General features: G+C 58.6%; 9 protein-coding genes and 1 pseudogene. 2 read left to right on the top strand and 8 right to left on the bottom strand.

Features of this window, described 5'->3' with window-relative positions:
• Positions 1 to 751: 751 nt before the first annotated feature.
• The 4 genes and pseudogenes from ACFFNA_RS12190 to ACFFNA_RS41375 form a co-directional block, all read right to left on the bottom strand.
• On the bottom strand, positions 752 to 2,023 hold the full coding sequence (locus ACFFNA_RS12190) for a type II toxin-antitoxin system HipA family toxin (RefSeq protein ID WP_378918471.1): 1,272 nt from the start codon (positions 2,021 to 2,023) through the stop codon (positions 752 to 754).
• 1 nt (position 2,024) lies between these two features.
• Positions 2,025 to 2,339, bottom strand: a complete 315-nt coding sequence (locus tag ACFFNA_RS12185) for a helix-turn-helix domain-containing protein (protein WP_378918469.1) — start codon at positions 2,337 to 2,339, stop codon at positions 2,025 to 2,027.
• 569 nt (positions 2,340 to 2,908) lie between these two features.
• Positions 2,909 to 3,208: a DUF4143 domain-containing protein gene (locus ACFFNA_RS41380; protein ID WP_514132017.1), complete on the bottom strand. Its 300-nt coding sequence runs from the start codon at positions 3,206 to 3,208 to the stop codon at positions 2,909 to 2,911.
• Positions 3,209 to 3,289: 81 nt separating this feature from the next.
• Positions 3,290 to 3,660, bottom strand: a pseudogene (locus ACFFNA_RS41375) (DUF8612 domain-containing protein); the annotation flags it as partial.
• Between the two features lie 290 nt (positions 3,661 to 3,950).
• On the opposite strand from ACFFNA_RS41375, the gene ACFFNA_RS12175 reads away from it, so the two are divergent.
• Entirely contained in the window at positions 3,951 to 4,178 is a 228-nt protein-coding gene (locus ACFFNA_RS12175; RefSeq protein ID WP_378918465.1) for a CoA transferase, read from the top strand.
• 260 nt (positions 4,179 to 4,438) lie between these two features.
• On the top strand, positions 4,439 to 5,707 hold the full coding sequence (locus tag ACFFNA_RS12170) for a CaiB/BaiF CoA transferase family protein (RefSeq protein ID WP_095085164.1): 1,269 nt from the start codon (positions 4,439 to 4,441) through the stop codon (positions 5,705 to 5,707).
• Positions 5,708 to 6,586: 879 nt separating this feature from the next.
• Here the strand turns inward: ACFFNA_RS12170 and ACFFNA_RS12165 are convergent.
• From ACFFNA_RS12165 to ACFFNA_RS12150, 4 genes are all read right to left on the bottom strand, one after another.
• Entirely contained in the window at positions 6,587 to 7,987 is a 1,401-nt protein-coding gene (locus ACFFNA_RS12165) for a M16 family metallopeptidase (RefSeq protein WP_378918462.1), read from the bottom strand.
• A 4-nt stretch (positions 7,988 to 7,991) separates the two neighbouring features.
• Positions 7,992 to 9,272, bottom strand: coding sequence for a M16 family metallopeptidase (locus ACFFNA_RS12160; protein ID WP_245331116.1), 1,281 nt, complete (start codon positions 9,270 to 9,272; stop codon positions 7,992 to 7,994).
• A 1,266-nt stretch (positions 9,273 to 10,538) separates the two neighbouring features.
• Positions 10,539 to 10,862 (bottom strand): hypothetical protein, encoded by a 324-nt coding sequence (locus ACFFNA_RS12155; RefSeq protein ID WP_206073717.1) that lies wholly within the window; start codon positions 10,860 to 10,862, stop codon positions 10,539 to 10,541.
• Between the two features lie 200 nt (positions 10,863 to 11,062).
• A complete protein-coding gene (locus ACFFNA_RS12150; protein ID WP_378918460.1) occupies positions 11,063 to 11,563 on the bottom strand; it encodes a hypothetical protein in 501 nt (166 codons plus the stop codon).
• Between the last annotated feature and the right edge of the window lie 110 nt (positions 11,564 to 11,673).

Below are 11,673 nucleotides of genomic sequence, written 5' to 3'. Positions count from 1 at the left end.
CTCCCAGACCTTGACCCGCATCGCTCAGCGCTGGCCCGCAGCCAAAATCGAAATGCTCATGCCCTGGAACTTCAAACCAGACGCCGTCAGCTAACCGCTTACGGAGAAGCTGGTTCATCCGCCATTCAAACGTTCAGACACGTTCAGTGTCGTCCGATACCTGACAATGTCGGATACGCAACGCAGCAGGCTCTGATCTATCGGATGTATTTGAACGCCTTTTTGCTTTGGCACAGTACATGCACGGCTACAGGCAAACCGCGTTCGGGCTGAGGAAGTCGTCCCACGGCCACGAAAACCGCTGACTTACGCCACCTCCCAAGGCGTACCCGGCCCGGCAGTGAGCTCAGTCTCCTGCCGGGCATCCGATGGTACTGTCTGGAAGTGGTTGGAATTGGGAGTCGGCGTAGTCTCCGGGGATGTCAAACCTGGAATCATCCGGCGTTAGAGCGCCGGAAAGGAGACCACTCACCACCGAGATCACGTCCCGCGGGTGACCTCGATGCCGGCGAGGACAAGACGGCGGAGTGGAAGAGCAAGGCCTTGCGCGCCTATCAGCGGCTCATTCCTTATCAAGAAGAGACCCAGGCGAGGGTCACGCCGCCATTTTGGGAGCGCCTACTCTTCTGGTTTTGATGAAAAACGTGATCTGATCAGAAACACAATCTGGATAATACCAGAAATTATTACGAAATAATGCAGAATTAGGTAGCAACTGGCACCAAGTTCAGCCCCCGCGAAACGTGCCAGTCTAGGGGCGACATCTGTCGTTCGGCGCATCAGGTGAACCGATATTAGACGGTTCTATGGCCTCTCGACGATGCTCGAGCATCGCCGGCGAATCCAAGATGTCTCCAAGGTAGTCGATGTCGACCCCGGCGACGCCGAATTCTGAAAAAATGTCCTGCCATCTTCCGATCCATCCGGCCACTTGGTTCCATTCGTGCTGAGCATCCTCTTTTGACATGCCGAAGTGAGGCGCCGCCGCCATGGCGTGTGTGATACTGAAGTCGTTCAGAAACCTGGGGTTCGGAGAGATCTGGATCGCCTGTTGTCCGAGACCGTTCATTTGCGTCGGAATGTCGAAAGCCGGCGACAGCAGCCATCCGTCCTCGGTATGGAGAAAGGCGTGGTTCTTCGTGTGATCGTCAGTGTTGTCTATCATGATGTTGAACGCCATTCTGCGGAATAGTTCTCGTTGCATCGATTGGATGCAGTCGGCGACTCCATGGCGCCGGATGATCGCCGCGATGGTGGCATAGCTGTCGTCGGCCTCCGAGGCCAGCATCGTGCGTGCTGAAACAGCGTGGACGCGGAGACCTCCAACACGGTCAAAACGACGGACCGTCAGAATATGATCGATACCGCCGGGGATAACCTGTGACGATGCGACGTGTAATCCGGCTCTGCGCGCCAGTTCCATGCAGGCATGCTCGACAAGGAGTTGATCCACGTTGCTGCCGCGAGGAAACTTGGCGATCCACTCTTCTCCATCAGCTTCGATCAGCATCTTGGGGTGGGCGCCGCCCATGCTGCCGGCGCTGGCGATGAGCTGTCTTTCTCGCTCGCTGAGAGGTTCACGCTCGAGGACGCGTGCAATCAGCGCCTCCGCTTCCTGAAGGGAATCCACACTCATGAGCGGCTGTTCGTCGACGGGACGATATTCATCGAAGCTGGAAGACATCCCAAGCGCACCGAAACGGCGGTCGCCCGCATACCAGAGCTTGTCGAGTGGGCTCATGCGCGAGGGGCGAGAGACGACCCTGATCATACGCTCCCCCCAGCGATCCGGCATAGCGTCTTCGATTGCGCCAGGAGTCACCATGTCCCTCAAGGGAGCATGCACCTTCTTGTCATGGGTGAGATCCGGAGAGAGAGGGAATCCCGAACGCTTCCACTCCTCATCCAGTTCAAGAAGGCATCTCCGATTGCCCGCCTCGAGCTTCACCCGGCCGACGAGGCGCGGCCCGATCGGATTTTCGAGATACCAGACCGCAAGAAAGTTTTCTCGGAAGTCGTTCATACTATCCTCTCTTTCGGCTCGCCCGGTTCACATCGAGCATCGTGGCGTACTCGTCCTCGCTAGGCTTGAGAACCTCAGCAAGCTTTTCGGACTTCCCAAAAATCCAAAGCGCCGCGGCATAAACACCTATTGACACCTTTGCATCGCCCGCCTCCATCCTGCGCAGCGTAGGGATCGAAGTGCCCATCCTCGCGGCCATGGTCTTCAGGCTGTCTCCTCTACGCTCGCGGGCGATGCGCAGATGAGAGCCAAGTGTTTCCAGCGCAACCACCGTTGCATCGGTGAGGATTTCAAGCGATGTGGAGCTCTTTGACATAAACGTAAGGTTCCTCATACTCCGTCGTATAAGAACATATATGTTCTTTTCAAAGCCGAATTCAAGGGGTGGCTACCTACCTCCACGAATGTGAAAAGATTCTGACGCAGCCTCATGCATTCATCAACGCGGCTTGTAAGCCATGTTGATCCCGTCCTGAGCATCACGGATTGGAAGACGAACCCAGTAATGTTGAGGTGATGGTTGGTGGCACTTGCTACCTAATTCCGAAATAATGTAAATCACTAAGTGACAGACACTCAGAACTGCCCAAAGAAATATTATACCGATCGAAAGCATACGCCCGTCACCACAAAAAAGTTTGATTATTCCCGAAGGCCTGGGACCGAGCTTTGGAAATCACTCTCCTCAAACGTTATTAAGTGCGATCCACCTCTCTTTCGTGTCATCGATGGACCGCCTTGAGGCGAGGATCCCCCATTAGGCTGGTGAAGCCGAACGTAAGGCCGATGAGGCCGATCACAAATAAGGCTAGCCGCCGCAATCGTGGGGTGGAGGGAGCTTGAGCTTCGCCCTGACCGAAATGCCAGAACTTTTCTGCATCATGCTTAGTCAAGTACGGCCCGGCCCAGATCCTGCAAGGGCACTGCTTCGACGCCATGCTGGAGCGGAAAATGCTCCGATCCCGGAAAGACAACGAAGCGCTGCTCCGGAATAAGGTCCTCGCAGGCCCTTTTTCCACCCTTGGCGTCAGGCTGCGCCTTGATTTCGATGCCCCAGAGGCGCTGGCCCGGCGGCGTTAGTAGCAAGTCAATCTCCGCACCCGCAGCTGTTCGGTAGAAGTTGCTTAGGGTGCCGGCGGCAGTGAGGCCTTCGATTACAAACTCTTCCCAGGAGGCGCCGGCCACTGGATGTCCGCGCACGTCTTCCTGAGTTGCGAGACCGAGCAGCGTATGGGTGATGCCGCTGTCGCGGACATAAACGCGGGGGGATTTGACCAGACGCTTGCCGACATTGGCGTGCCACGGCTCCAACCGGCGCACCAGCAGGAGATCGACGAGCAGATCAAGATAGGACGCGACGGTCTTACCGTCGACGCCGAGCGCGCGGGCGAACTCGGCTGCGTAGAGTAGGCCGGCCTGGTGGTGGCCAGCATTGTCCAGAAGCGGCGCAGCGTCTCGGCCGGAATGCGCGGACCGAGGAGGGGGATGTCGCGCTCCAGATAGGTGCGGAGGAAATCCTGCCGCCATCGTTGACTGGTGCGGTCGTTAGTGGCCAGAAAGCTGTCTGGAAAGCCGCCGCGCACCCATAGCGGCCCAAGAGCGGCGGCGCTGACTTCCAGACCGTCGATCGGGCGCATCTCGAGATAGGCGATGCGGCCGGCGAGGCTTTCGCCCGACTGCTTCAGGAGATCGATCCATGCCGATCCCAAGAGCAAGAAGCGGCCGGCTTTTCGTCCAACGCGGCGGCCGCGGTCGATTAAGCCCCATCAACCGTCGATACGGGAATGGCCGTGAGTTACGATGATTCGCGAACTCTTATCACTGTTGCAACATTGAATTGGGTAAGCTCCCCTCATCATAATTTACGGGGCGCCACAAGCGCCGCGCTCAACACCAAGCGCCGCGCTCAACACTTGGAAAAGATTGTGTGGAGGTTCTCGTGTCCGAATCACCACTCGAAGGAGTGAAAATACTCAGCCTGGCGGAACAGTATCCTGGTCCGTATGCTACCTTGCTGCTTGCAGATCTAGGCGCAGATGTCATTCTGATCGAAAGGCCCGACGGAGGTGATCCGGCCCGAAAGCACAAAAGCCTTTTTTCCTCGTTGAGCCGCAACAAGCGAAGTGTCGTCCTTGATCTTAAGTCAGCGAATTGATCAGTCGCGGGACACTTCTCTCACTATCCCTGGGAGTGCCCGCAACTTGAGCAATTCCTGATAGTTCGGCCACAGGCATTTGATTCACGGTCGTCCATATCGCGGCGATCATGGGGGCGCCGCGCCGGCGCTTGACGCGTGCGCCGCGTTTGCCGTGTGAGCAGGGGACGAGCGCGAGTGGGTGGGTTCTGGGAGCACATCTCGACGAACAACCGCAGCTATGAATCGGCAAAGAAACCGGGACCAATGGAGGCACTCAAATGCAAAATACTTCTATAGGAACGAAAGCCCGCCCGCAGGAGGAGGATCACGTGCCCCCACTGAAGGGTATTCGCGTCTTGGCATTCACGCACTACGCGGCAGGACCAATCGCAGCGCAGTATCTTGGTTCGCTTGGGGCGGAAGTCGTCAAGATCGAGGCGCCGGCCGGCGATTATCAGCGTAAATGGATCAAGGAGCCGACGGCGGACCCAGACGCACCCAGCCCCTATTTCTTGGGCATGAATCGCAACCAGCGTTCACTGTCCATTGATCTGAAAACGCCTGAGGCACAAGCGGTCATTCGCGAGATGATCTCCCAGGCGGATGTCATTCTGGAAAATTTCCGACCCGGAGTCTTGGAGCGGATGGGTATAGGCAGTTCCGCCGTTCTCGCGGAGCACCCTGGAATAATCTATTGCTCGATAGCTGCTTATGGTCCTGCAGGCCCAAGCCGAAACAAGCCGGCGCTGGATCTGATTATCCAAGCCCTGTCGGGCATCGCCAGCCTGGGTGGGGCAGCCGATGGTCCGCCCGTTCCTGCCGGTGCCTACGTTGTTGATACCTACACAGCATCACAAGCAGTCATCGGCGTTCAGGCGGCATTGCGCCAGCGCGATCAGACAGGGCTTGGTCAGTGGGTGCGTGTGGATATGATGTCGTGCGCGCTTCACTTGCTGGCGTCGGAGTCTTGCTATGCGCTGAACGCACAGGAGCCGGCAAGTCGAGGGCGAAATGGCATTAGCCACAGTCACCAGCCAGCGCCTTACGGCATCTATTCCACCTTGGACGGGGCGATTGCTCTGGTGGCTTACTCCGCATCCCTCCCCGATCTTGCCGCCGCGTTGGGCCTCAGCAAGCAGATCATACCGCTGCTGGCGGGGAAGGGCCCTTGGACAAACCGGGACCAGATCGCCGGTATCCTGTCAGGTCGTCTGCGTCAGCTGACCAGCGATGATGCGCTTACGCGCCTTGCACCCACGGGTATCCTGCTGGCCCCTGTACGCAGTATCGATCAGGCGCTGGCCGATCCTGATGTGGCCAGCGAACTGGTCCGCGACGTCGAACACAGCTACGGCGGCCGCTATCGCGTCGCGCTGGAGCCGCTGAAGCTTTCAGGCTCTGCACTCGTTTTCAATCGTCCTGCCCCCGATCTCGGCGAGCATTCAGTGGAGGTTCTGCGCGAGACGGGGATCAATCAAGACCGCATCGATGCGATGATTGCTAGCGGCGCAGTTCGTGTGCCCGGCAGCCCGGAGAATCGGACATAGCGATTCGAACCGAGACGCAATATAGGACATTTGCGTCGCTGCTGATCTTGAATGCCAGCGAAGACGCCATCACGAAAGCCACAGGATTGCCCGTCGGCATACCACTGCCGAAGCCTGCTACGCCGATACAAATGTGTTCGCGCTGTCGAACGTCGCGGCATCATGCTCCAATTCCTGCGATCGCGATCCGCCGTTTCCGCTAAGACACGAACCACGACATTATTAAGATCCGCGGCCAAGAGGTCCTTGGGCGCTTCTTTTACTCGCGTGCTCGGGTGCGATCTTGCGTCCCTTTGCTCGTCCAAAGGGCGGGTCGCAGGGGGCACCCCAGCGCTCTGCTCAGACGACATGAGCGTTGGTCGGAAGAGGATACCAAGCGCAGGCACACGGTCGATCGCGCCAAACAGGTCGGGCGATTTCAGGTGGCGGATCATGGCAAGGCACAGGGGCAATACCGGTCACCTTCCTAACGCAGCGATTATGGGCAGTGTGTATTCCGCGACTTCCAGGTCCGAATAGGGCCTTGACGAAACAGCGGGTAGACTACCGTCCCCGAGTGGGAAGGAAGTACGTTTGAAGTCGCTAGTCGACGGCTCGGGTTTCGTCGCTGAAAAAATTGAGCAATGCGACATGTTTTCGCCAGCGGCAGACGGTGGATGCTGGCGACCCCGCGCCGACTTTCATTGGCCAGTCCGCGCGAAGAGAGGCTCGTATGGGCAGGAGCTTGCCGCAATCTGGCGACTTGGCTGGTAAGGGCTCATTTGGTCCGCGAAATTGCCTTTCGCCGATCTTATGAGATCCCATTAGCCACGGGGCCGGACTGCGCTTCTGCCGAAAGCCTCTCAGCGGGAGAAGGACGGCGAAATTGGAATCCAGGCTTTATCCTTTGATGTCCAGCCGCGGGCCAACGCCCATGATGGCGGGCTCGGCCGAAAGCAGCTTCTTCGCCGTCGCCTTGACCTGGTCGAGATTCACTTGCTCGATTAGCGCGGGACGGCGCTGGATGTAGTCGATGCCGTGCTTGTCGAGCTGCAAACCGATGAGCGTGGCTGCAATCGAGCTGGAGGAATCCAGATTATTGATAGCATAGGCGCCGATGGAATATTTCTTGCTCGCCTCGAGCTCGGTCTCTGTCGGCCCTTTTTCCGCCAACTCCTTGATAACTTGACGTATTGCGCCTAGCGTCTCGGCGGCCCTGTCGGCGCGCGTCGACGTGGTCACGACAAGCGCGTCGGAATGCTGGTAGCCTTCCAGGTTGGACCCGATATCGTAGGCAAGGCCGCGCTTTTCGCGCACCTCCTGGAACAGACGTGAGGTAAATGGCAAGCCTCCGAGTATATCGTTTATCAGCTGCGCAGCATAGAATTCCGGGTCGTTGGGTCCGATGCCGGGAAAAGCCAGCTGAAGCGAAGTCTGCGGCAGGTCGTATGCGACCAACGTCCACTGGCCGAGCTTCGGGGCGATGTCGGGGACCGGGGTGAGCGCCTGCTTCTGAGGCAAATTGGCGAACAATTGGTCGAGCTTTTCACTCAGGGCCTTGGCATCAATGTCGCCGACGACCGCAACGTGTAGCCCGTCACGGGCGAACATGGCCGTGTGGAAGGCGCTTAGATCCGCCGGCGTTATACCGGCGAGGCTTTCCTTGGTGCCCTTACTCGGCCTCGAATAAGGATGCGTGCCGTAGATTCTGCGGCGCCATACAAGCTCAGCGATCGCATGAGGTTCGCGCTCCTTGGCGATGATGCTGGAAAGAATCTGGGCGCGGACGCGGTCGACCGGCTCCTGATCGAAGCGGGGCCTGTTGATCGCGATCCTGAGCAGGTCGAAGGCCGCATCCTTCCGTTCGGAAAGCATGCGCATCGAGCCATAGATGCCGTCGCGCCATGCGTTGAAGCCCATCTCGGCGCCGGCGCCATCGAGCTTCAGTTGGAAGGCATTGCTGTCGAGTTCGCCCGAGCCTTCGTCGAAGAGGCCGGCCATTAGATTGGCAAGCCCTAGCTTGCCCACCGGGTCCTGCGCGGTGCCGCCATCGAAGACAAAGCCGATGGTGATGATGGGTGCCGTATGGTCCTCTACCAGCCAGGCGTTGATGCCTTTTTGAGATTTCACCACCTGGAGGTTCATCGCAGCCGCTTGGGCGGTGAGCCCTGGCAGGATGAGGAAGACGACGGCGAGGAGCAGGATGGCCAGCAGGGTGGCGTGGCGTGCGGTCCTCCCATCTCCCACAAGGAGAGCAGGGGAGGCAGATGCAAAGGTGCCGCGGTGTTGGTGGTTCGTCATCACATCAATTCTCCGTCTTGGGAACGAGATAGCCGGTGGTCGAATGGCCAGGCACGAGATAGCGGGCTGCAACGGCTTTGACCTGATCGGCGGTGACCTTGCGGATGCGGTCCGGCCATTCCTCGACATCTTTCAGAGTGCCGCCGGTGGCAAGCGTGGATCCATATATGTTGGCGATGTAGGACTGCTGATCCTGGGCGAAGATCTCCGAGCGGTTTAAGCGGTCTTTAGCCATGTCCAACTCGTCATTGCCAACGCCATCCTTGGCGATCCGGGCGACTTCGGCACCCGCCGCGGCTTCCAGATCGGCGAGCTTTGCATCGCCGCGCGGCGAGACGGAGATCGCGAACTTCGTGGCATCAAGCGAGGCCCCCTGGAATCGGGCGCTGGCCCCGGTGGCGACGCCCTCTTTCACCACAAGCGCTTGATAGAGCCGGCTGCGGCTGCCGCCGCCGAGGATCTCGGCCAGCAGATCGAGCGCCTCAGCCTCGCCGGGCTCGGCCGTGCGATAGGACGGAACCACCCAATGTGTTGAGAAGCGAGGCACCGAAACGCGCGCGTCGGTCAGCGTCACTGTGCGCTTCGTGTTCTGCTGAGGCTCGACCGGCCGGACTCGCGGCAGCAGCTCCGGTCCACGCGGGACCTTGCCATAGGTCTTCTCGGCCAGCACCTTCACCGTTTCCGGCTCGACGTCGCCGGCTACCACCAGCACGGCGTTGTTGGGGCTATAATATTTGTTGTAGAAGGCGACGGCGTCGGTTCGGTTAAGCTGCGCAATCTCATGCATCCAGCCGATGACCGGGATGCGGTAGGGCTGGTTCTGCCAAAGTGTGGCATCGACCGCCTCGTCAAGTATAGCCCCCGGATTGGTCTCGATGCGCCAACGGCGTTCCTCCAGGACCACGTCGCGCTCGATCTTGACGACGTCGTCGGTGAGGATGAGGTTGCGCATACGGTCGGCCTCGAAGCCCATCATCTGCTCCAATGCCGACGGTGTTACTGTCTCGAAGAAGGCGGTAAAATCGCGATTGGTGAAGGCGTTAATTGATCCGCCGATCTCGGCTACGGCGCGGGTCAACTCGCCAGCGGCGTGATTGGCCGTAGCCTTGAACATCAGATGCTCGAAGAAATGCGCGATGCCGGACTTGCCGGGCGACTCGTCGGCGCTGCCGATCTTGTACCACACCATATGAGTGACGATCGGCGCATGATGATCGGGGATGACGACCACCTCCATTCCGTTGTAGAGCAGGAACGTCACCCTGCCGTCGTCGTTGGCAGCCAAAACCGGAGCGGTCGTCGCGAGAATCAACGCGGTCGCAATAAATGCCCTGCGCAGCCGGTGAAACGGAACTTTGGTCCACGGCTCCGATTGTGGCGGTGAGATGATCGGCAAGGTTCCAGGTAAGGTGATTTGTTCCTCATGTTGAAGGTGCTCGGTGTCCGTCTTTCCTTGTGGGAGAAGGTGGAGCAGCGGGCAGCGCCCACTCGGGTGAGCAATCGGATCCATGTTGCAAGGGCTTACTCGTGCGTCCTTCTCCCGAGCCGGGAGACCGGCGGCGGATTTTTTCGGTGATGTGACCATGCGACAGCTTCTCCTTGGCGGGCACGCGGTTTGGTTGCACGCACGTCCCGTGCCAAATGAGAACCGTTTCTGAGCAATGGATACGCGAATGTCGCGTATCCCACATTGTCGGATATCGGACGGCGCTGGATGCGAGCGCTTGCGGTTTGGGACGATACTTTGCTGGCGCGGAAGGGCATTGAGCGTGCGGCCACTCGTGGCTCTGCACAGGGATTATGACACTTTGCCGGTGGGCATTGGATAGGCTTTGGCCATTTTGAGGCGGGCCTGTTCGCTTTAGAATATCCAATTGACGCCGGCGCCGCTGTTATTTCGCTGGTTTTCCCTAGCGGCGACGATTGGCAATGGGCTGTCACAACTTTCGATACGGCGGTCGGGGCATTGACTGCGCAGGACGCCGATCTCGATCTCGACCTGTTAAGCCTGCTGGCGTGCGTGGGCGTGTAATTGTATTCCAGCCGTCGCAGGATGCTTCCCGCCTCCAATGGCGGCAGAGCCTGATAAGGCGCGGGCGTGTGGGTCGACAGGTCCGGGTTGGTCGAGATCGACGCGATAGAGTGCATTCATCGGAATGGCCTCCTTCTCAATTGCGGAGGTTCTGGAAGAATCAGAAAATGAATCAATTCCTTGGCAGACAGCCGCTACCCTGCTTAACCGAAAGCAAGGCCAGTATCTCGCGTTCATCTGGACCTACAGCGCTCAACGGTCGCTCGCCGGCCGAACGCGACACGCAGCTCTTCTGCCGCGTCACCGCGCCCTCTGTCCATCAGATGGTGGCTCACCCTCGAGCGCGCTCGATTGATCCACCCTGGCCTCGCGCGGTATTGAACTGGCAGCAGGTCAAACCTCTCGTCGAACCCGACAGCCTACCCAGGTTACAACCCGCCGAAACCGTCAAATCCTCTGTGCAAAGGTACTGGCTGCGGGACTGGCGAGCATTGGCATTGTGGAAGGCATCATCATAGCTCACGGATTCCGAGGTTCCTGAATCTTCGGGGTGAGGCGGGACGTGCGGGAATTGGGTGCGTGGATTGATTCGAATTGAGGCTGTGCATCGCGGCTATCTTCCTCCTCCATTGCGAAACGTTCATATTGCTGAACCGGATAATATAGTTCGCAAGCGAAAGCAAAATCCAGGAGCAATTGTTGGAAAAAGGACTTCTTCGTCGGCGTAGGACCCTCCCGCTGGTAGAGGGACAATTGTAGAGTAGGCAGGAATGCGCCGTCGATGGTGGCCAACTGCAAATGTGAGCGGCCAACTCGCTTTTCTGATTTCTTCTGGTAGCCCATATCAACGTACTCCTAGTGTGCAATCATCGCACTCGTAGTGTACGAGCCTGACCCGAATCTGACGGATCGTTCGATTGTGATCCAGATCAAAGTTGATTTGGTCGCAATCCAAGCCCTCAGCGCTCTCGTGCTGCCTCTCCGATCAGGAGACGGCGGCCCGAGGTAAGAATGCTGTTCGAGCTTCCTACTGTGATCAGAGCCTAAATGCCGAAAAGGGCGCCGAGCCTTTCGGTGGCCGGAAGCAAGGGGTCGATCAAGCCAAGATCGTAGATCATCGTCGTTTCGAGATCCCCCTTGTGGTCGACGTAGTGCGATATGGCCTCATGCGATACTCCCTGGCCCGTCAACATCAGAGAGATCGCGATCCGCTTGAGGTCGTAGAGCTGGTGGTCGGGGACGCGGGAACAGGATTTTGATTTTAGGCCAGCGCAGACGTTGGGCCTGCACCATCCCAGCAACCCTGAGATGGATCGGCACCGCACGGTAGGTGTACTCGTAGAGCGAACGGGCAGCTTGATGCCTTTGACGTTGTGCTTGGGCCAGACAAGCTTCTCCAGATCGAAATGGCCGAATTCCGCCTTGGCCAGGTCGCTGGGGCGGGCATGGTCAGAAACCGGATGCCCATGAAATTGCAGAGCTCCTGCATCTGGTCGTTGGCGGTTAACACCTGCCTCTTGACTGGAGCCATGTTCGGCTTGCAAGCGCCTCTAGTCTTACTGAGTCACGAAAGCGCGCGGAGGGGGATTCGTAGGCGACCTGGTTGTGATAGGTTGGCGATTCACAGCGATGGATGGGCGCCATGGTCAGCGAG

This window comes from Mesorhizobium kowhaii, assembly GCF_042431665.1.
GTDB lineage: Bacteria > Pseudomonadota > Alphaproteobacteria > Rhizobiales > Rhizobiaceae > Mesorhizobium > Mesorhizobium kowhaii.
The sequence above is the reverse complement of the archived record's forward strand: the minus strand, read 5'-3'. Positions and strand labels throughout refer to the sequence as shown.

Excerpts from the sequence above, each read along its gene's own strand:
- ACFFNA_RS12190 (WP_378918471.1), bottom strand. The coding sequence starts at position 2,023 with ATGAACGACTTCCGAGAAAACTTTCTTGCGGTCTGGTATCTCGAAAAT.
- ACFFNA_RS12185 (WP_378918469.1), bottom strand. The coding sequence starts at position 2,339 with ATGTCAAAGAGCTCCACATCGCTTGAAATCCTCACCGATGCAACGGTG.
- ACFFNA_RS12170 (WP_095085164.1), top strand. The coding sequence starts at position 4,439 with ATGCAAAATACTTCTATAGGAACGAAAGCCCGCCCGCAGGAGGAGGAT.
- ACFFNA_RS12165 (WP_378918462.1), bottom strand. The coding sequence starts at position 7,987 with ATGACGAACCACCAACACCGCGGCACCTTTGCATCTGCCTCCCCTGCT.
- ACFFNA_RS12155 (WP_206073717.1), bottom strand. The coding sequence starts at position 10,862 with ATGGGCTACCAGAAGAAATCAGAAAAGCGAGTTGGCCGCTCACATTTG.